This window comes from Lysobacter sp. Soil_C_15 (genome assembly GCF_057657315.1).
In genome coordinates this window covers 119463-138919 of record NZ_JBDGIR010000011.1, presented here as the reverse complement: position 1 = coordinate 138919, position 19457 = coordinate 119463, and the positions used below count along the sequence as shown (strand labels likewise).

14 protein-coding genes and 1 other RNA gene are annotated in these 19457 nt (G+C 69.3%); 5 read left to right on the top strand and 10 right to left on the bottom strand.

Going from position 1 to position 19457, the window contains the following annotated elements:
* Positions 1 to 325: 325 nt before the first annotated feature.
* Together AC3A57_RS20875 and AC3A57_RS20870 are read left to right on the top strand one after the other, a co-directional pair.
* Positions 326 to 1852, top strand: coding sequence for a glycosyl hydrolase family 28-related protein (locus AC3A57_RS20875; protein WP_487580653.1), 1527 nt, complete (start codon positions 326 to 328; stop codon positions 1850 to 1852).
* Between the two features lie 468 nt (positions 1853 to 2320).
* Positions 2321 to 4153 (top strand): ABC transporter ATP-binding protein, encoded by a 1833-nt coding sequence (locus AC3A57_RS20870; RefSeq protein ID WP_487580657.1) that lies wholly within the window; start codon positions 2321 to 2323, stop codon positions 4151 to 4153.
* Positions 4154 to 4352: 199 nt separating this feature from the next.
* Here the strand turns inward: AC3A57_RS20870 and AC3A57_RS20865 are convergent, their stop codons facing one another.
* The 9 genes from AC3A57_RS20865 to AC3A57_RS20825 form a co-directional block, all read right to left on the bottom strand.
* Entirely contained in the window at positions 4353 to 5846 is a 1494-nt protein-coding gene (locus tag AC3A57_RS20865) for a DNA polymerase Y family protein (protein WP_487580652.1), read from the bottom strand.
* A 158-nt stretch (positions 5847 to 6004) separates the two neighbouring features.
* A complete protein-coding gene (locus tag AC3A57_RS20860) occupies positions 6005 to 7075 on the bottom strand; it encodes an ATP-binding protein (protein WP_487580651.1) in 1071 nt (356 codons plus the stop codon).
* Positions 7076 to 7172: 97 nt separating this feature from the next.
* Positions 7173 to 7835, bottom strand: a complete 663-nt coding sequence (gene rpiA, locus AC3A57_RS20855; protein WP_487580650.1) for a ribose-5-phosphate isomerase RpiA — start codon at positions 7833 to 7835, stop codon at positions 7173 to 7175.
* 205 nt (positions 7836 to 8040) lie between these two features.
* Positions 8041 to 8511 (bottom strand): EVE domain-containing protein, encoded by a 471-nt coding sequence (locus tag AC3A57_RS20850; protein ID WP_487580649.1) that lies wholly within the window; start codon positions 8509 to 8511, stop codon positions 8041 to 8043.
* An 11-nt stretch (positions 8512 to 8522) separates the two neighbouring features.
* Positions 8523 to 9116, bottom strand: a complete 594-nt coding sequence (locus AC3A57_RS20845; protein ID WP_487580648.1) for a 5-formyltetrahydrofolate cyclo-ligase — start codon at positions 9114 to 9116, stop codon at positions 8523 to 8525.
* 93 nt (positions 9117 to 9209) lie between these two features.
* Positions 9210 to 9396, bottom strand: a non-coding RNA gene (gene ssrS / locus AC3A57_RS20840) — 6S RNA.
* Positions 9397 to 9527: 131 nt separating this feature from the next.
* Complete coding sequence (locus AC3A57_RS20835; protein WP_487580647.1) at positions 9528 to 9833, bottom strand: cell division protein ZapA; 306 nt, start codon at positions 9831 to 9833, stop codon at positions 9528 to 9530.
* Between the two features lie 8 nt (positions 9834 to 9841).
* On the bottom strand, positions 9842 to 10063 hold the full coding sequence (locus AC3A57_RS20830) for a TIGR02449 family protein (protein ID WP_221673600.1): 222 nt from the start codon (positions 10061 to 10063) through the stop codon (positions 9842 to 9844).
* A 258-nt stretch (positions 10064 to 10321) separates the two neighbouring features.
* Positions 10322 to 14884, bottom strand: a complete 4563-nt coding sequence (locus AC3A57_RS20825; protein ID WP_487580646.1) for an EAL domain-containing protein — start codon at positions 14882 to 14884, stop codon at positions 10322 to 10324.
* Between the two features lie 252 nt (positions 14885 to 15136).
* On the opposite strand from AC3A57_RS20825, the gene AC3A57_RS20820 reads away from it, so the two are divergent.
* Both AC3A57_RS20820 and AC3A57_RS20815 read left to right on the top strand, forming a co-directional pair.
* A complete protein-coding gene (locus AC3A57_RS20820) occupies positions 15137 to 15685 on the top strand; it encodes a UPF0149 family protein (RefSeq protein ID WP_487580645.1) in 549 nt (182 codons plus the stop codon).
* 1 nt (position 15686) lies between these two features.
* Complete coding sequence (locus AC3A57_RS20815) at positions 15687 to 17021, top strand: aminopeptidase P N-terminal domain-containing protein (RefSeq protein ID WP_487580644.1); 1335 nt, start codon at positions 15687 to 15689, stop codon at positions 17019 to 17021.
* A gap of 423 nt (positions 17022 to 17444) precedes the next feature.
* Here the strand turns inward: AC3A57_RS20815 and AC3A57_RS20810 are convergent, their stop codons facing one another.
* Positions 17445 to 18344, bottom strand: coding sequence for a LysR family transcriptional regulator (locus AC3A57_RS20810; RefSeq protein WP_487580643.1), 900 nt, complete (start codon positions 18342 to 18344; stop codon positions 17445 to 17447).
* Between the two features lie 101 nt (positions 18345 to 18445).
* Between AC3A57_RS20810 and AC3A57_RS20805 the strand changes: the two genes are divergently transcribed.
* Positions 18446 to 19045 carry a short chain dehydrogenase gene (locus AC3A57_RS20805; protein WP_487580642.1) on the top strand — a complete coding sequence of 200 codons (600 nt, stop codon included), beginning with the start codon at positions 18446 to 18448 and terminating at the stop codon, positions 19043 to 19045.
* Positions 19046 to 19457 lie beyond the last annotated feature (412 nt).

Sequence of the window (19457 nt, the reverse complement as noted above, 5' to 3'; positions counted from 1 at the left end):
CCCGTTAACCGACGCGGTCAACTGCGCCGTGCGGCCAAACTCCCCGCAGCGCTTGCGCAGGCCGCTGCCGCGGAGCCCGGACGACCCATGCCGATCCGGCCGAGCTTCGGACGGCGGGGCAGCGCACACTGGAACGGTTCCCGCGACACATGCGATTACGCAATTGGTGCGCCTGGACGACTGCGTGGTACCAATCGCGGCTGCCGGACGTCACTCGCGCAGCTCCTGAGATCTCGCGCAGGCATCCTGTAGATCCGGTCCGGCAACGGACTCAAGCAACCGAAAGGGAAAGCACATGCAAAGACGCCAGTTCATTGGAGTACCGATGGCCGCCGCCGCGGCCGCGACGGCCAGCCTGATTCCGGTCACGGCGACCGGCGCGCCGTTGGCGACGGACGATTACGTCACCTTCGAGGACTATGGCGCCGTGGGCGACGGCGTCGCGGACGACACCGCTGCGATCCAGGCGGCGATCACCGACAACCCCGGCCGCGAAATTTGGGCGACGCGTCGCCACTATCGCCTGACCGCCGCCTTGCGCATCCTGCGCGGCGTGGTCTTGCGGGCCGCCCAGGGCGGCGTGCAGCTATCGATGGATGTCGCCGATCGCGACCACATCGTGATCGGCGACGGCACCGAAACCGGCATGCTGAACAGCCTGAATACCGTGATCGACGGATTCACGTTCGCGCCCGGCGCGAACGCCGGCACCTCGACGACCGGCTCGTGCATTTTTTTCAACTTCTGCGCCTTCTTCGATGTGCGCAACTGCGATTTCTACGCTCGGTCCTATTCGCAGGCGAAACTGTTTCGCGGCATGACGCTGTTCCGGGCGTCCGATGGATTCATCCGGCATTGCCGCCTGCGTTATTTTCGCGAGGACGGCATTCATGCGACCGGTTCGGCGCACAGCGCGAGCCCGAATCCCTATCGCACCGTCGACGTACGCATCGAATCGACGCGGATCTACGCATGCGCCGGCTACCAGGTCTACTTCGGACCGCATACCGGCGGCATGTTCGTGAACGACCTGATCCTGATGCAGGCCGACCAGAATCCGGCGTTCTATATCGATTCCGACCCGGTGACCCAGGACGGGACGAATTTCTTCATCGTCAACGTCAATATCGAAGGCGGCAACAGCGGCAGCCGCGGGATCGTCGTCAACAAGGGACAAGCGGTACAGATCGTCGGCGGCTGGGTCGGTGGAATCATCGGCAACGGTGCTGGAGTGGAGTTGGGAGCAGGCGCGAGCTCTTGCGAAATCAACGGCTTGAAGGCGGACTATTGCGGCTTGATCGTCAATGGACCGGCCAATTCGATCAAGAACTGCGACATCACCGGCGACCTGAACTCGACCGTCAACGGCATCGTGCTCGGGCCGCAAGCGAGCGACACCTTGATCTCGGGCTGTCGTATCCGCCAGTTCACCGGCGCGGCGATTCTGATCCAGAAGCAGGCCGGCGGCCCGGCGCGATGCGCGATCAGCGGTCTGGTGCTGAAGGATTCGCCATCCGGACCCTACATCGCGGGCGCGGACTATCGTGAGGGGCCGTCGATCACCGGCATTCGCAGCGACGCGGCCGGCTACTTGACCGCGGCGGCGCAGGTGCAGTTGAACTATGGCGCGGAGTTCTATCAGATCACCGGCGGCACGCCGATTCAGGATCTGGTGCCGCGCAACCCCGGGCGGCGGGTGACGATCCAGGCTGGCATGAACGGCCTGAGCTTCACCGGCAACGGCGTGCTGCAGCTCAAGGGCGGCGCGGCCAGCGTTTCGGTGCCTGCCTATCGGACCATCGAGTTCGTAACCGATGGCGTGAACTGGTTCGAGTCCGGCGGCAGCCGCTGATACCCGTCCAGGGGCTCCGCACGCCAATGAATCCGCCTGTACCGACTTTGGGCGGATGCGGTCGGCGATACAAGCGCGCTAGACTTGTTCTGGGTCACCTATAGCGATCCGCGCGTCGGTCCACCTGTGCCCGGCGACGCTACGGGATCGTGGCCTCCTCCTCTCCCTGTTCGGGCGAGGGGGGGGCTCCAGAGCAAGGAGAAGCACGATGAAGTTCACAATCACCGGCAAGGTCCGCCGCTAAGTCGGCGCTGGCGGCCGCGGGCGATGCCCGCGCCGCATCCGGCCGATCGATCGCCGCTCGGGGCCGTTCTGGCCCTGGATCGCGCGCGCTCGTCCGCCGCCCCACTCCCGTCTCGATTCGGCGCCCACAGGCGCCGCTCGTCCCGCGTCCGCGCTCGCGCCCTTCCGGCGCGCGCGTCGCGCACGGGAGTCTTTCCGAGTTCCTGAAGGCGTATCGCCATGATGATTTTTCGTTGGTTCGAATCCTTGATCGATCCGTTCCGCCCCGCGCCGGAGGCCATGCCGCCGCGCACGGTCGCGGCGTTCTACTGGCACTTCATCCGCCAGGCCTGGCCGGTGTTCGCGGTACTGACCGTGGTCGGCTTCTTCGTCGCCATCGTCGAGGTGGTGATGTTCGACTACCTCGGCAAGGTGGTCGACCTGGTCAACACCACCCCGGCCGCGGAGCTGTTCGCGCGTCACGGCGGGGAATTGCTATGGATGGCGGCGGTGATGCTGCTGGTGCGGCCGGTCTGTCTGGGCCTGCACGATCTGCTGCTGAACCAGACCGTGCATCCGAGCATGACCAACCTGGTGCGTTGGCAGACCCATCGCTACATGCTCAAACAGAGCATGAGCTTCTTCCAGAACGATTTCGCCGGCCGGGTCGCCAACCGGATCATGCAGACCGGTCCGTCCTTGCGCGAATCGACCACCCAGTCCTTCGACGCGCTGTGGTACGTGGTCGTGTATTCCGGCTCGGCGATTTATCTGTTCGCGCAGGCCGATGCCTGGCTGGCGGCGCCGCTGGTGGCCTGGATCGTGGCCTACATCGGCCTGCTGCGTTACTTCGTGCCGAGGGTGAAGCTGCGTTCCTGGCGCGCTTCGGACGCGCGCTCGAAGCTGATGGGGCGGATCGTCGACGGCTATAGCAACGTCGCCACGCTGAAGCTGTTCGCGCACTCGCGCCGCGAGGAACAGTACGTGGCCGAGGCGATGCTCGAGCAGACCCAGCGTTCGCGCGACATGACCCGCATGACCACGCTGATGGGCGTGAGCATCACCGCGCTCAACGGCTTGCTGATCGTCGGCACCTGCGGCCTGGCGTTGTGGCTGTGGCATCGCGGCGCGATCAGCGTCGGCGCGATCGCGCTGGCGACCGGGCTGGTGATCCGGATCCACAACATGTCGGGCTGGATCATGTGGACGGTGAACGGCATCTTCGAGGACATCGGCACCGTGCAGGACGGCATCGAGACCATCTCGCGGCCGCTGACCGTGGTCGATCGCGAGGACGCTCGGGCCTTGGCGGTGCGCGAGGGCGCGGTGCGCTTCGAGAACGTGCACTTCCACTACGGCAAGAACAGCGGCTTGATCGCCGACCTGGACTTGGCGGTCAGGCCGGGCGAAAAGATCGGCCTGGTCGGGCCGTCGGGCGCGGGCAAATCGACCCTGATGAACATCCTGCTGCGCCTGTACGACCTGGAAGGCGGGCGGATCCTGATCGACGGCCAGGACATCGCCGGCGTGACCCAGGAAAGCCTGCGTTCGCAGATCGGCGTAGTCACCCAGGACACGTCGCTGCTGCACCGTTCGATCCGGGACAACCTGCTGTACGGCCGTCCGGACGCCAGCGAAGAGGAGATGTTCGAGGCGGTGCGGCGGGCGCGGGCGGACGAATTCATTCCGCGCCTGGTCGACGGCGAAGGCCGCGAGGGCTACGAGGCCCTGGTCGGCGAGCGCGGCGTCAAGCTGTCCGGCGGCCAGCGCCAGCGCATCGCGATCGCGCGGGTGCTGTTGAAGAACGCGCCGATCCTGATCCTCGACGAGGCCACTTCCGCGCTGGATTCGGAGGCCGAAGCGGCGATCCAGGACAGCCTGGAGACGCTGATGGAAGGCAAGACGGTGATCGCGATCGCCCACCGCCTGTCGACCATCGCGCGCATGGACCGGCTGGTGGTGATGGACCAGGGGCGCATCATCGAAACCGGCACCCACGAGCAGTTGATCGCGCGCGACGGATTGTATGCGCGGTTGTGGAAGCGTCAGACCGGTGGATTCGTGGCGGTCGAGGCGTAAGCGCGGCGGCTCTCACTCCAGCGCCTCTTCCGCCAGCGGAGGAGGCGCTGGGCCGCTATGCCCAAGGGCAGCAGCGACGCGAGTCGCCACCACGCTGGCGCCGTTCGTCCCGCGGCCGGATAAGGTCCGATCCACGACCACCGCCGCAACAACGGCGACCGCAACGGCGGCCGCCATGCCGGCCGCCGCGCGCACTCGTTCAGAACAGCGAACCGGTCGTGCCGGGCCCTTCGTCCTGGTCCTTGCGCCGTTTGCGCACCCAACCGCCGACGCCGGACGGCTGTTGCCCCGGCGGCGCCGGCTTGGCGGCGGCGGGTGGCAGTTCCCGCGCCTGGCGATGCGCGTTCTCGGCCATCGCCTTGAACTGCCGTTCGCGCTGCAGCCACAGCTCGTCCATGCTCGGATCGGCGACCAGGGCGGCGGCGCCGAGGTCGGCTTCGCTGGCCTCGTCGGGAATGTGCTGGAACGGAATCCGCATCGGCGCGGCGCCCTGCGCCAACGCGTCCTGCATCGCGCCGAAGTACAGGCGGTTGTTGCCGTAGCGCTGGTTGATCTGGTCCAGCACGCGGGTCAGCTCGCGCGGGCGCTGGCGCTCGGGAAACAGCGGTGCGCTGTCGGCGGCGTTGGGCTGCAGGTCGATCAGCGACACCGCGACCGACAGCGGCGGATGGCGCTTGACCGGCCAGCGGCCGCTGGCGGCGGCGCGCAGCAAGGGCTGCAAGGCGCCGGCCATCAACTGCAGCAAGGTCGGCGTGTCGTCGAGCGGGGCGAAGGACAGGTCGCGGCTGTAGCGTTGTTCGCGGCCGACGAAACGCACATGCAGGCTCATGCCGCGCGCCCGGCAGCGTTCCTGGCGCAGGCGCATGGCGGCCTTGGCGAGCAGCTTGAACAACACCGAACGCATGCCCTCGGCGCTGCGCATCTGCGGATCGAGCACATGCGAATGGCCGACCGAACCGACCGCGCTGCGTTGCCGCGACGGCGGTTCGATGCCGCGCAACTGGGCCCAGAAACGCTCGCCCTCGATGCCGCCCCAGATCGCCTTGAGCCGCTCGCGCGGCGCGGCCGTGAGTTGTTCGACGCTTTCGATGCCGGCGGCGTTGAGGCGCTGCAGCATCGACGGACCGACTCCGCACAGGTCGTGCAGGGCCAGGCCGTGCAGCGCCTGCGGCAGATCGCCGAGCTCGATCACGGTCAGGCCGTCGACCTTGTCGAGGTCGGAGGCGGTCTTGGCCAGGAAGGTGTTGGGGGCGATGCCGATCGAGCAGCGGATCGCCGGGGCCAATCCGCGATCGAGCAGGGTCTGCTTGATCTTGTGCGCGATCGCCACGGCGTTGTCGCGTTGGCGCTCGCGGCCGATCAGGCGGCAGGCGACCTCGTCGATGGACAGGGGCTTGCCGTCGATCGGAATGCAGTCCTGGATCGCCGCGATCAGGCGGTGGTGCAGCTCGACGTAGCGCGCCGGGCGCGCCTGGACGATCTGGATGTCGGGGCACAGCCGCAGCGCTTCGTGTACCGGCGTGCCGGTCTTGACCCCATGGATCTTGGCTTCGCGACTGGCGGCGATGCAACAGGTGGTGGCGGCCATCACCGGCACCACGCCGACCGGGCGGCCGCGCAAGGGCTCGTGGTCGAACTGTTCGACCGAGGCGAAATAGGAATTGAAGTCGACGAACAGGCAGCGCAGGGTCATGGCGGCGGGCCACGCATGGGGAATCAGTATGGTCCCGGACGGCAAACCGCGCATCCGCGACCTGGCCCATGCGCAACGCCCGGCCGATACTGCCGGCCGGGCGTCTCAAGCGATGAGATCGTTTTTGGAATCAAACGATTAGGGCACAGCGGCACCCATCAACCAGCGTGGCCGACGGCTTGATAGATCGCCGCCAGCGAGTGGCTCTTGCGCCCGCTGCTGGCCAGCGCCTGGCGCACCGGCTCCGGATCGATGCCGCGTTCGCCGGCCAGGCGCTGGATCAGCGCCGCGGCCTCGACCGGCCGCAGCTCGCGCACCTGGGCGTGGGCGAAACAGCGTCCGGGCCGGACCAGGGCATCGTCCAGGTCGCCGACGTTGGGCAGATTGGTCGAGAAGATGATCTTGCGTCCCTGCGCGCGCACCACGCCATCGGCGATGGCGAGGAATCGGTGCAGATGTTCGTTGCCTTCGGCGCGCGGACGCAGCAGATGATCGGCGTCCTCGACCACGAAGGCATGATCGTCGCCGGTGATGAACTTGACGTAGATCTCGTCGCATTCCAGCGCCTTCTTGTCGCCGGTGTACAAGGCCTGGGCGTTGCCGTCGTTGCGGCGCGAGATCTCGCCGAGAATGGCGCGGATCAACCGGGTCTTGCCGGTGCCGGGCGGGCCTTGCAGCACCAGCACGGTTTCCTTGGCGCGCAGATACCGGTCGACGAAGCCGGCGACGTCGCCGATTTCGGGATAGGCCTCGTCGATCAGCACGTCGTCGGCCAACTCCTCGATGCTGGCGCTCTGCAATTCGCCGCGGCCGGTGAGGAAATGCCAGTCGATCGAGAACATCGGTTCGCGGATGCGCACCGCCTCGATGCGTTGCTGCAGCCCCTGGATCGCCTGTTCTGCGCGCCCGACCGAATCGGCCCAGATGGCGAAATAGAACGAGCAGTAGTCGGCCTTGCGGCTGACGCCGACATCGACGAACACGCCTTCGCCGTCGAGTATCAGGCTGTGTCCGTCGATGCGATGCGCGCGATAGCCCAGGTTGACGGCGAGGTCGTCGAATACGGCGTCGACGCCGGCGCGGGCGGCCAAGCGTAGCGAACGGCGGATCGGGTAGCGGCTGACGCCGCGTTCCAATGCGTCGGCGAACCGGGATTTCAGCAACAGGGACGAGAAGTCCCAGATCTGTTGGCTGAGGTTTGCGGTGTAGCGCTGGTTTTCGGAGTTCATACGGGATGGGCGCTTCGCCCGGGCAGGAGCCGCGGCATCCATTGCCGCGGCATGGGCGCGGGCCGGCATGGTCCGCGCGGTAAAACAGTGGCGCCGGTTACAACACCAGCGGCGGCTCGCCGCCGACGATGACGATGTCGGCCGGACGGCGCGCGAACAGGCCAACGCTGACCACGCCGGGGATCTGGTTGATCGCCGATTCCAGCGCCACCGGATCGGTGATCGCCAGGCCGTGGATGTCGAGGATGACGTTGCCGTTGTCGGTGACCACGCCGTTGCCGGCGGCGTCCTGGCGCCACACCGGCTGGCCGCGGGTCATCGCCAGGATCTCGCGGGCGACCAGGCTGCGCGCCATCGGCACCACTTCCACCGGCAGCGGGAAGCGGCCGAGCACGTCGACGCGCTTGGCTGGGTCGACGATGCAGACGAATTTGGCGCTGGCTTCGGCGATGATTTTTTCGCGGGTCAGCGCGGCGCCGCCGCCCTTGATCAGGCGCTTGTGCGGATCGCACTCGTCGGCGCCGTCGACGTACAGCGACAGCGGGCCGGTGGCGTTGAGGTCCAGCACTTCGATGCCCAGCGCCTGCAGCCGCGCGGTGCTCTGCTCCGAACTCGACACTGCGCCCTGGATGCGCTCCTTGATCCGGCCCAGGGCCTCGATGAAGTAGGCCACCGTGGACCCGGTGCCGACACCGACGATCATGCCGTCTTCGATGTAGTCGATGGCTTTTTCGCCGGCCAGGCGTTTGGCTTCAGTCATGGCTTATAGGTTCGTGGTTTGCTGTTCGGGGACTCGGGACTCGGGACTCGGGACTCGGGACTCGGGATTCGGGATTCGGGATTCGAGGCGGGGAGGGGCCGGGCGCGCTTGGCGCAGATGATGGTGGATGAGTTGCATGCCTGCCGCTGTCGATGAACGCTTTGCGAGTCCCGAGTCCCGAGTCCCGAGTCCCGAGTCCCGCCCATCACTCCATCGCCAGCAACAGCTTCCACTGCGCCGCCGTGACCGGCAGCACCGAGAGGCGGTTGCCGCGGCGGGTGAGGGCGAAGTCCTCGCCGAGGTCGTCGGCGCGGGCCTTGATCTCGTCCAGGGAGATGGTGCGCTTGAGCTTGCGCTCGAAGGCGACGTCGACCAGCAGCCAGCGCGGGTCTTCGCGCGAGCTCTTGGCATCGTAGTAGTCGGACTTGGGGTCGAACTGGGTCGGGTCCGGATAGGCTTCGGCGGCGATCGTGGCCAGGCCGACGATGCCGGGCACCGCGGTGTTGGAGTGGTAGAACAGCACCCCGTCGCCGAGCTTCATGCCGTCGCGCATGAAATTGCGCGCCTGGTAATTGCGCACGCCGTTCCAGGGTTCGACGCCGACGCGTTGCAGGTCGTCGATCGAGAAGGTGTCCGGTTCGGACTTCATCAGCCAGTAGCGGCGGCGTGCGGTCATGCGGAACTCGGTCAGGCGAACAGGGGGGAGCGGTGGTCGTGGGTGGCGCTCTCGGTGCAGACCGCATCGAGGGCGACGTCCCAGTCGGCGGCGTCGAGCGCGTCGACGCGCTGCAGTTCGAAGGCGGCGCCTACCAGCCACGGCGGCGCCGGGCCGCGTTGGCGGAAGGCGAAGCTGCGATCGTACCAGCCGGCGCCCATGCCGAGCCGGTGGCCGCGGCGGTCGAAGCCGACCAGCGGCACGACCACCAGGCTCATCTGCTCGGGCTCGAGCAGCGAGGTCGCGGCCAGGTCCGGCTCGGGAATGCCGTAGCGATTCGGGCTGAGCGGGTCGCCCGGGCGCCAGGGCGCGAAGCGCAGGCGCAGGTCGTCGTGCAGCACCGGCAGGCAGTACACGCAGTCCGGCGGCAGGCCCAACTGCCAGGCGTGCAGGGCGATTTCGCCGTCCATCGCCCAATAGCCGGCGACATAGCCCGAGCGCGGCGCGAACGGCAGCGCCAGCAGGCGCCCGGCCATGGCTTGCGCGCCGGCGATGCGGGCGGGGGCGGCGAGATTGCGCCGTTGCGCGCGCAGATCGCGCCGCAGCGTCGTACGGTCGGCCGTCATTCGGCGCTCGGTCCTGGTTGGGCGCGGCGCACGGGCCACAGAGAAACGGGCGCGAAATCACGCTGGGTGACGTCGCGCCCGTTCCGGGAAAAGTAGTCCTCCGCCAATGACGATGCGTGCGAAACGACCTTGAACCCGGGGTTCAAGTGGGGACGCTTGGCGGCCTTCGGGCTTCCCGCTGCTAGGCGGACTTGCACTCCGGGCCTCCGTTGCGCCCCCGTGGTCGTCATTAAGGGACAAGGCGAATGTTTGCGCACGCCGTCGCGCACAGCAGAGGACGTGCGCGCAGTATAGCGCGCATGCTGCGCCGATGCCGCCCCCGCTCGTCGGCGACGCTGCGTTGCGGTTCATGTGCTTGATGCGCGCGCACGCGCGGATGAACGGGACGCGGCGCAACGCCGCGGCGGGGAATCAGCGGATCGCGGCGTCGAACAGGCTGTCGAGCTTGCGGTGCAGCTCGTCGAGGGTGCGCGAGAGCTCGCGATCGCGCTGATCGCCTTCGCCGCGCAACTGTTGCAGTTCGTGGGCGAAATTCAGCGCCGCCAGCACCGCGACCCGGTCCAGCGCGGCCATCCGGTTGCTGCCGCGGATCTCGCGCATCTTGCTGTCGAGCATGCGCGCGGCGGCGAGCAGTTGCTCGCGTTCGGCGGGTTCGCAGCCGACGGTGTACTCGCGATCGAGCAGGCGGATGCTGACGGCTTCGCTGGTCGTGCTCATCGGTGCATTCAGGTGTGCTGTTCGAGCGATTTGAGGCGCGCGATCATCGCCTCGACGCGGGTCCGGGCCTGCTCGTTCTTGGCCAGCAGGGCCGAACGTTCGCCGACCAGTTGCTCCTGCTGCTGGCGCAGGCTGCGGTTCTCCTCGCTGAGCCGGCGCACGCGGTCGCCGAGCTCGTCGACGCGGGCGACCAGCGACTGCAGTTCGGCGATCAGTTCGGCGCGGTCCATCCCAGCACGATGGCAGGCCGGGGCGGGGGCGGTCAAGGCGGATGCGACGTTCGGTAGGCCCGGAGTCGGGATTCGGGACTGGGGACTCGGGACTCGCGGTCGCCTCGGCTGGGCGGATCGGGGGTCAGCGTTGGGAATCTCCGGGTGGCCGTGTTCGTGGCGCCAAGTGCGGGGCGGTTGGGACTCTCGCGGTTCCTACGGAGGGAAGCCGGTTCCGCGCACCATTCCGAGCCCCGAGCCCCGAGCCCCGAGCCCCGGCTACCGCGCCGCCCGCACGCTCTGCGGCGGCTGCCACTGCTGGATGAAGGCCAGGCAGTCGTCGGCTTCCAGCGGGCGCGCCAGCCAGTAGCCCTGGATCTCGTCGCAGCCGTGGTTGCGCAGGAACTCCATCTGCTCTTCCAGCTCCACGCCCTCGGCGACCACGTTCAGGCCCAGCGAGTGGGCCATGGTGATGACCGTACTGGTGATCGCCTCGTCGTCGGGGTCGCGGGTCAGGTCGCCGATGAACTCCTTGTCGATCTTCAGCGTGTTGATCGGCAGGCGCTTGAGGTAGGCGAGCGAGGAATAGCCGGTGCCGAAGTCGTCCACCGCCAGGGCCACGCCGAGTTCGCGCAGCGCCTGCATGATGTTGGAGGTGTGCGCGGCGTTGGCCATGACCACGGTTTCGGTCAGTTCCAGTTCCAGCCGCCACGGCGGGATGCCGCTTTCGCTGAGCGCGCGCGCCACCATCTTCGGCAGGTCGCCGCGCAGCAGTTGGATCGCCGAGACGTTGACCGACACCGACAGCTGGTCCAGCCCGTGCAGGCGCCATTGGCGCAGGCGGCTGCAGGCCTCGCGCATCGCCCATTCGCCGATCTCCAGGATCAGCCCGCTTTCTTCGGCCAGCGGAATGAACTGGGTCGGCGGGATATTGCCGTACTCGGCGCTGTTCCAGCGCAGCAGCGCTTCCACGCCGGTGATGCGCGCCTCCGGCAGCGACAGCCGCGGCTGGAACACCAGGCGCAGCTCGTTGCGGTCCAGCACCTTGCGCAGCGCCGCCGAAATGGTCGCGCGCTGGCGGATCTCGATGTCCATCGCCTCGGTGTAGCGCATGAAGGTGCGCCGGCCGGCGGCCTTGGCCTGGTACATCGCGGTGTCGGCGTGCTTGAGCAGGTCGGTCGGCACCTGGGCGTGGTCGGGGTAGAGGCTGATGCCGATCGACGGCGAGATCGCCACGTCGTGGCGCTCGTCGAAGTCCAGCGGCGCCTCGAAGGCCTTGATCAGGCGGCGCGCGACCTCTTCGGCCTGTTCCGGCGTCTCCAGGTTTTCCAGCACCACGGTGAACTCGTCGCCGCCGAGCCGGGCGACGGTGTGTTCGGCGCCGACGGTCTCCTGCAGCCGCACCGCCGCGGCGCGCAGGATGCGGTCGCCGGCAGCGTGGCCGAGCGAGTCGTTGATGTCCTTGAACCGGTCCAGGTCGAGGAACAGCAGGGCGATGCGGTGACCGTGCCGGCGCGCGCGCACGATCGCCCGCGACAGCCGTTCCGACAGCAGGGTGCGGTTGGGCAGGCTGGTCAGGGTGTCGTAGTTGGCCAGGTAGCGCAGCTCCTGCTCGGCGCGCTTCTGGTCGGTGATGTCGGTCAGCACCGCGACGTAGTGGCCGCGCTGGCCGCTGCTGTCGAGCACGATCGAGGCCTGCAGCCAGCACAGGAATTCGTTCCCGTCCTTGCGCTGCTGCCAGATCTCGCCCGACCAGCGGCCGCTGCGCTGCAGTTCGTCGCGCATGTCGCTGTAGAACTCCGGGTCGTGCTGCCGGCTGTCGAGCAGGCCGGTGGTCTGGCCGATGACTTCGTGCTCGGGATAGCCGGTCATGCGCGAGAACGCCGGATTGATCGAGACGAACACGAAGTCGCGGTCGAACACCGCCACCGCTTCGGCCATCGAACGCAGCACTTCGCTGGAGATGCGCCGTTCGCGTTCGGCGCTGCGCACCGCGGTGACGTCGCGGCCGGTCCCGGCCACGCGCACCGGCTGGCCTTCGGCGTCGCGTTCGACCACCCGGCCGCGGGCGCGGATCCAGCCCCAGTCGCCCTTGGGGGTGCGCATGCGGTGCTCGGACAGGAACAGCGCGGCGTCGCCGTCCAGGTGCTTGCGCAGCAGCTCGGTCACCCGCGGCAGGTCGTCGGGATGGATCTCGTGATCGTTGGCGACGTCGGCCTGCACGCCGATTTCGGGCGAGGCGGCGTTCTGGTCGTCGACCCGCATCCGGTGCAGTTCGCGCCGCTTGAGGTCGTAGTCCCAGAACTGTTCGCCGGACGCCCACAGCGCCAGCTTCAGGCGCTCCTCGCGCTCGCGGATCTGGGCGAAGTAGCCGCGTTCGCGCTGGCGCGCGCGGTGCCAGCGCCAGCCGAAGCTGAGCAGCATCGCCAAAGCCGCCAGCGCGGCCGCGGTGATCGCCAGCGGGTGCCGCCACAGCGGCGGGTCGACGCTGACCGGAATGTGCAGTTCCTGGGTGTTCCAGACCCCGTCGCGGTTGGTCGACTGGGCGCGGAACAGGTAGCGGCCGGGCGGCAGACGGGTGTAGGTGATGTCCTGGCGCGGGCCGTTGTCGACCCAGTCGCGGTCGAAGCCTTCCATGCGGTAGCGATAGCGCATGCCGCTGTTGGGGCCGTAGTCGAGCGCGCCGATGCGCAGGCGCAGGATGCCGGCGCCGTCGGGAATTTCCAGTTGGGTCGACTGCCACAGCACGCTGGCGCCGGCGCTGGTGTCCGAACCGATCCAGGCGCCGAGCAGGCGCACCGGCGGGGTGTAGCGCGAATCGGCGATGCGGGTCGGGTCGAACAGGTTCAGGCCGCGCACGCCGCCGAAGGCGAGCCGGCCGTCGTTGAGGCCGGCGACCGCGCCGGCGTTGAATTCCAGGTCCTGCAGGCCGTCGGCCAGGCCGTAGCGGCGCACCAGCGAGGCGCCGCTGTCGAAGCGCAGGATGCCGGCGTCGGTGCCCAGCCACAGCCGTCCGGCGGGGCGCTCGGCGATCGAGAACACCACCGGCACCGGGTGCTCGCCGAGCACCTGGGCCAGCGGGTGTTCGAAACGGATCCGGCCGTCGGCGCTTTCGACCGCCCGGCTCAGGCCGGCCTGGGTGCCGACCCAAATCGCGCCGTCGGCGGATTGGTGCAGGGCGCGGACGAAGTTGCCGGGCAGGCTGTCGGCTTCGTCGATGGCGTGGCGGTAGTGGCGCAGATAGCCGGTGGCCGGGTCGAGCAGGTCCAGGCCGTCGCCGGTGCCGAGCCAGATCCGGCCGCGGCGGTCTTCCAGCACCGCATTGACGCGAGGGTGGCTGAGCGCCTTGGGGTCGCCCTCGCGATAGGCGTAGCGGACCACCGCGCCGGTTTGCGGCAGATAGCGCAGCGCGCCCTGGTCGTCGCTGCCGAGCCAGACGCTGCCGTCGCGGCCGAAACCGATCGCGCGCAGGGCGATCTCGCCCTGGCCGCCCAGGTCGATGCGCTCGACCCGGCGGCTGACCGGATCCAACCGCAGCAGGCCGCGGCCGGTCGCCAGCCACAGTTTTTCGACCGCGGTCACCGGCGCGTTGGCCGGGCGCGGCTCGCGCGCGATCGCGGCGATCCGGCGCGCCGCCGGGTCGGCCGGCAACAGCGCGGTCATGTCCTCGAAGCGGTCGTGGCTCAGGTCGTAGCGGCGCAACTGGTGGCTGTCGGTGGCGATCCACAGCGCCCCGGTCTCGTCCTGGGCCAGGCCGCGGATGCTGGCGTCGGAGGCGGCGCCGCCGTCGTGGTCGTTCAGGTCGAGCACGTAGCTGAAGCGGGTGCCGCGCGGGTCGGCGACGGCGACGCCGCGGTACTGGCCGCCGGCCCAGAGCAGGCCGCCATGATCGATCATCAGCGCATCGACCGTGTCCTCGGGCAGGGTCGCGTCGATGCCGCGTTCGGCGTGCACGCGCTGGGTCTGGCCGCTGTCGGGGTCGTGCCGGTACAGGCCGTTGCCGTAGCCGGAGATCCAGATCCGCTGGTCCGGCGCCTCGACCAGGGCGCGCGCATCGCGCAGCGTGGCCAGGGCTTCGTCCTCGACTTTCACCAGGATGCCGGTGCGGCCGTCGAGCCGGTACAGGCCGTCGACGGCACCGGCCCAGAGCCGGCCGCGGCGGTCGATCAGCAGGCTGCGCAGCGGCTTGCCGGCGCCGATCCGCTCGACCTTGCCGTTGGCCAGGATACGGTGCAGGCCGGCGGCGCTGGCGAACCAGGCGCTGCCGTCGCGGGCCACGGCCAGCGACTGCCACGGCGATTGCCGGGCCAGGTCGCCGGGCAGGGCCAGGATCAGCTCGCGCGCGCCGCTGCGCGGGTCCATCCGCTCCAGGCCGGCGAGGGTGCCGATCAGCAGCGAATCGCGCCACGGCAGCAGCGAGACCACCTGGCGCCCGGCCTGCGAGTCCGGCGGTTCATAGCGATGAATGCTGCCGCTGGCCAGATCGAGCCGGGCCAGGTATTCGGAATGGGTGCCGATCCACATCGCCCGCTGCCCGTCCAGGGCCAATGCGGTGACATAGCTGTCGGGCAGGCTGGCCGGGTCGCGCGGGTCGTGGCGATAGGCGACGTAGCGCTGGCCGTCGTAGCGGTGCAGGCCGCCCTGGGTGCCGACCCAGACGAAGCCGTGCACGTCCTGGGCGAAGGCGGTGACCGAGTTCTGGCTCAGGCCCAGGTCGCTGCCCAGGCGCGAGAAATAGAAATCGCGGGTGACCGCCGCTGCAGGCTGCGGCGACGCCGCCGTGCAAAGCAGCAGGGCGGACAAGGCGGCGGTCAGCAGGGCGGCGGGGAAAGAGGAACGCACGGACACCGTCGCGTGAGACGCAAGAGCCGCAGTGTAGGCAGTCGCCGATGGCGGCAACAAGCGTTGCGGCCCGGTTTCGCGCCCGATCGCACGCTCGGGGCCGCAGCGGTGCGAGGGCGGGGTTTTGCCCATCCTGGCGCGGATCGGCCGGATGCGGGGCGTCCGCCGTCTGCGGCGCGCGCGCGGACGCGACCGCGCGCCGCTTCCGCCCCGCGTTGTTAAACTGCCGGCGACTCCCCCGACCTGAAGCCCGTGGCCGCGACCGAACTGCCCCCGTTGTCCGAAGTCGATGCCGAGAGCCGCCGTCTCTCGCTCGCCGCCTCCGCCTCCGAATTGCACGGCGCCCTGTGCGGCTGGCTGGCCGGCGGCGGCGCGTCGGTGCGCGAATGGCCGGCGAAAGTGCTGGCCGACGAGGCCGTGGCCACGCCGGAAGAGCGCGGCCCGCTCGACCGCTTGCGCCTGGCCAGCGCCGCCCAGCTCGGCGACCGCAGCTTCGGTTTCGACCTGTTGCTGCCCGACGCCGACGCCTCGCTGTCCGAGCGCAGCGGCGCGCTGTTCGACTGGTGCCGCGGCTTCCTCGGCGGCTTCGGCCTGTCGGCCGGCGCAGCGCCGACCCTGTCGGAGGAAAGCCGCGAGGCCCTGGGCGACCTGGCCCGGTTGGCCGCCGCCGCGCCGCAGGACGACGGCGACGAAGAGGACGAGGAGGCGCTGACCGAGATCGAGGAATTCGTCCGCATCGTCGCCCTGCTGCTGCACGGCGACGTGGCGATGGCGGCCCAGCACCGGCAGCGGCTGAACTGACATGCACACCGCGTTGACCATGCCGGGCAAGGCCTACGCGCGGCGGCGCAAGCAGCTGATGGAACTGACCGGCGACGACGCGATCGTGATCGTGCCCTCGGCGGTCGAGCGCATCCGCAGCCGCGACACCCACTACCCGTTCCGGCAGGACTCCGACCTCAGCTATCTGACCGGCTTTCCCGAGCCGGACGCGGTGCTGGTGCTGGTGCCGGGCCGGCGCCACGGCGAGACCCTGCTGTTCTGCCGCGAGCGCGACGCCGAGCGCGAGGCCTGGGACGGACCGCGCTACGGGCCGGAAGGCGCGGTCGAGGCGTTCGGCCTGGACGATGCCTACCCGATCGCCGATATCGACGACATCCTGCCGGGCCTGCTCGAAGGCCGCTCGCGGGTCTACTACCACTTCGGTCGCGACGTCGAATTCGATCTCAAGCTGATCGGCTGGCTCAACCGGGTCCGGGCGATGGTGCGCCAGGGCGCGCAGCCGCCGCACGAGTTCCTTGAGCTCGGCCACGTGCTCGACGAGCTGCGTCTGTTCAAGGACCGCGACGAGCTGCGCTTCATGCAGCGCGCCGCCGACATCAGCGTGCTCGCCCACGAGGCGGCGATGGCCGCGGCGCGGCCGGGCATGCACGAGTACGAGTTGCAGGCCGAGATCGAGGCGGTGTTCCGCCGTCACGACGCCGAGTCGGCCTACGGCAGCATCGTCGGCGCCGGCCACAACGCCTGCGTGCTGCACTATCGCGCCAACAGCGCGCCGATCCGCGACGGCGACCTGGTCCTGATCGACGCCGGCGCCGAGTACCGCGGTTACGCCGCCGACATCACCCGCACCTTCCCGGTCAACGGCCGTTTCAGCCCGGAGCAGCGCGCGCTGCACGACCTGGTCGGCGCGGCGCAGGCCGCGGCGCTGGCCCAGGCGCGGCCCGGCGTGGCCTACGAGGCCGGCCATCTGGCCGCGGTCGAAACCCTGACCGAGGGCCTGCTGCGGCTGGGCCTGCTCAAGGGCAAGCTGGAAAAGAACCTGGCCGAGGGCCATTACAAGCGCTTCTACCGGCACAAGACCGGTCACTGGCTGGGCCTGGACGTGCACGACGTCGGCGAGTACCGCATCGACGGCGAATCGCGGCTGCTCGAGCCGGGCATGGTGTTCACCATCGAACCGGGCCTGTATGTCGGCGCCGACGACACCACGGTGGAGCCTAGGTGGCGCGGCATCGGCATCCGCACCGAGGACGACGTGCTGGTGACCAAGGCCGGCCACGAGGTGCTGACCGACCGCCTGGCGCGCAGCGCCGACGAGATCGAGGCCTTGATGGCGCGCCGGCGCGCGGCTTGAGCCGGGCTGGGCTGGGCGGCGAGAGCGCAGCGAGGCTAGGCGAGGGCTGAGCAAGAGCAAAGCAAGAGCAAAGCAAGAGCAAATCCCCCCTGGCCCCGCTTTTGCAAAGGGGGAACAACAAGGGGCTGGCAGCAGGGCGGCGTGTGCGCTTCGGGGTAGGAGCGGCGCAAGCCGCGACCGCGCGGCCACGGTTTTGCGGTGCCGGCGACGGCCACCCGCGCTTTTTGTAGGAGCGGCGTGAGCCGCGACAGCCGAAGCGGTGAATGCCACGCAACGGTCCGAAGCGGCCAGGGCGGCAAAACCGCCCTGCGCCCCTCCGGACTCGGCGATCGCACCCGGCTGCGCCGCTTCGCCTGTCGCCGCTGATGTGATTGGCGGAAATCCCGTCGTGCCCCGCGCCTGTACGCCGATGGCGCCGGCCGACTACGGCGACGGCGGCCCCATGCGCTGCATGATCAGCTCGACGAAGCGGCTGAGCTTGGGCAACGGCTGGCGGTCGCGCGGGTACAGCAGGTGCACCGGCCGCGGCGGCGGCAGCTGGTCCTCGAGCAGGCGCACCAGGCGGCCGCTGGCGAGGTCGTCGGCGAGCAGGACTTCCGGTTGCAGGACGATGCCGCAGCCGGCCACCGCGGCGCGGCGCAGGGCTTCGCCGTGGTTGGTGGCGAAATTGCCGCTCAGCCGCAGCGGCTCGGGGCTCAGCGCTTCGAAACGCCAGCCGGCGTTGCGGTGCCACAGCAGGTGATGCAGGCAATTGTGCTCGGCCAGTTGCGCCGGCTCGGTCGGCGTGCCGTGCCGGCGCAGGTAGTCGGGCGAAGCGCAGACGATCATCCGGTAGGGCCGCAGCGGGCGCGCGGTCAGATGATCGGAATCGGCCAGCGGGCCGATCCGGATCGCCACGTCGAAAGCCTCGGCGATCAGGTCGGACAGCCGGTCGGCCAGCACCAGTTCGACCGAGACCTCGGGATAGCGCTGCAGGTATTCGGCGACCACTGCGGCGACCGCGCTGCCGCCCAGGGTCAGCGGCGCGGTGACCCGCAAGCGGCCGCTGGGGCGGGCGTCGTCGCGCAGCCGCTCGGCCACCGCTTCGGCCTGCCGGACCTGATCGAGAATGCGCCGGCAATCGTCGAGGAATGCCGCGCCGACTTCGGTCAGGCGCTGCTTGCGCGTATCGCGCTGGAGCAGGCGCGCGCCGAGGTGCTGCTCGAGCTGGCGGATGTGCTTGCCGACCATCACCGCCGACAGGTCTTCGGCCTCGGCCGCGGCGGCGAAGCTGCCGGTGTCGGCGACGGCGACGAACACGGCCATGCTGCGCAGCTTGTCCATGGGCTAACCGCTGGTTAGGGGTGCGCGAAATCCTAGCGCATTCACCGTCGCCGGCCCGACGCGCAGACTGGCCGCCTGTTCCCTCACTTGGACTCGCCCTCATGAAGATCCTCCTCGTCGGCGCCAGCGGCACCCTCGGCCGCGCCATCGCGCAATGGCTCGCGCCGCGCCACCAGATCCTCGCCGCCGGCCGCAGCAGCGCCGACTACCCGGTCGACATCACCGACGACGCCAGCGTCGAAGCGCTGTTCGCGCGCACCGGAAAGCTCGATGCGATCGTCTCGGCCGCCGGCGTGCTGCACTTCGGCCCGTTGCCGGAGATGCGCCCGGAGCAGTTCGCGATCGGCCTCAACGACAAGCTGCTCGGCCAGGTGCGCCTGGCCTTGCTCGGCCAGCACCACCTCAACGACGGCGGCTCGATCACCCTGACCAGCGGCATCGTCGCGCAGGAGCCGATCCGCGCCGGCGCCAACGCCAGCGCGGTCAACCGCGCCCTGGAAGGCTTCGCCCAGGGTGCGGCCTGCGAACTGCCGCGCGGGCTGCGCATCAACGTCGTCAGCCCGACCCTGTTGACCGAGTCGCTGGAAGCGTACGGGGATTATTTCCCGGGATTCGGCACGGTGACCGCCGCGCAGGCGGCGCTGGCTTATCAGCGCAGCGTCGAAGGCGTGCAGAGCGGACGGGTGTACAAGGTCTGGTGAGCCGCGGGTCGCGCCAGCGCCATCGCATCCCTGTAGGAGCGGCGTCCCACAGGGATTTCCTTCGGTCACAAGCGGCGATCGCGGGACGCGCAGAGACCGCCATCCCGCCCCTTCGTCGCGTCTTTGTACTGCGCTCTTGTAGGAGCGGCGTGAGCCGCGACCAAGGGACGCGCAGACAATCCAACGCCGATGTCATCGATCGAAGCCCGAAACCATCGCAAAGGGTAGGAGCGGCGCCCCACAGGGATTTCCTTTGGTCACAAGCCGCGACCGCGTTCTTGCGGTCTCGCGCCGTCTGTCGTTCGACGGCTTCTAAAGCTTCAAAGCTCTAAAGCTCCAAAGCAAAGCTTCCGTCCGCAAGCGGCCGGGTCACTTTCTTTGTCCAAGGCGACAAAGTCCACGGGATTCCTTC

Excerpts from the sequence above, each read along its gene's own strand:
- AC3A57_RS20875 (WP_487580653.1), top strand. The coding sequence starts at position 326 with ATGGCCGCCGCCGCGGCCGCGACGGCCAGCCTGATTCCGGTCACGGCG.
- AC3A57_RS20865 (WP_487580652.1), bottom strand. The coding sequence starts at position 5,846 with ATGACCCTGCGCTGCCTGTTCGTCGACTTCAATTCCTATTTCGCCTCG.
- AC3A57_RS20860 (WP_487580651.1), bottom strand. The coding sequence starts at position 7,075 with ATGAACTCCGAAAACCAGCGCTACACCGCAAACCTCAGCCAACAGATC.
- rpiA (WP_487580650.1), bottom strand. The coding sequence starts at position 7,835 with ATGACTGAAGCCAAACGCCTGGCCGGCGAAAAAGCCATCGACTACATC.
- AC3A57_RS20850 (WP_487580649.1), bottom strand. The coding sequence starts at position 8,511 with ATGACCGCACGCCGCCGCTACTGGCTGATGAAGTCCGAACCGGACACC.
- AC3A57_RS20845 (WP_487580648.1), bottom strand. The coding sequence starts at position 9,116 with ATGACGGCCGACCGTACGACGCTGCGGCGCGATCTGCGCGCGCAACGG.
- AC3A57_RS20835 (WP_487580647.1), bottom strand. The coding sequence starts at position 9,833 with ATGAGCACGACCAGCGAAGCCGTCAGCATCCGCCTGCTCGATCGCGAG.
- AC3A57_RS20830 (WP_221673600.1), bottom strand. The coding sequence starts at position 10,063 with ATGGACCGCGCCGAACTGATCGCCGAACTGCAGTCGCTGGTCGCCCGC.
- AC3A57_RS20815 (WP_487580644.1), top strand. The coding sequence starts at position 15,687 with ATGCACACCGCGTTGACCATGCCGGGCAAGGCCTACGCGCGGCGGCGC.
- AC3A57_RS20810 (WP_487580643.1), bottom strand. The coding sequence starts at position 18,344 with ATGGACAAGCTGCGCAGCATGGCCGTGTTCGTCGCCGTCGCCGACACC.
- AC3A57_RS20805 (WP_487580642.1), top strand. The coding sequence starts at position 18,446 with ATGAAGATCCTCCTCGTCGGCGCCAGCGGCACCCTCGGCCGCGCCATC.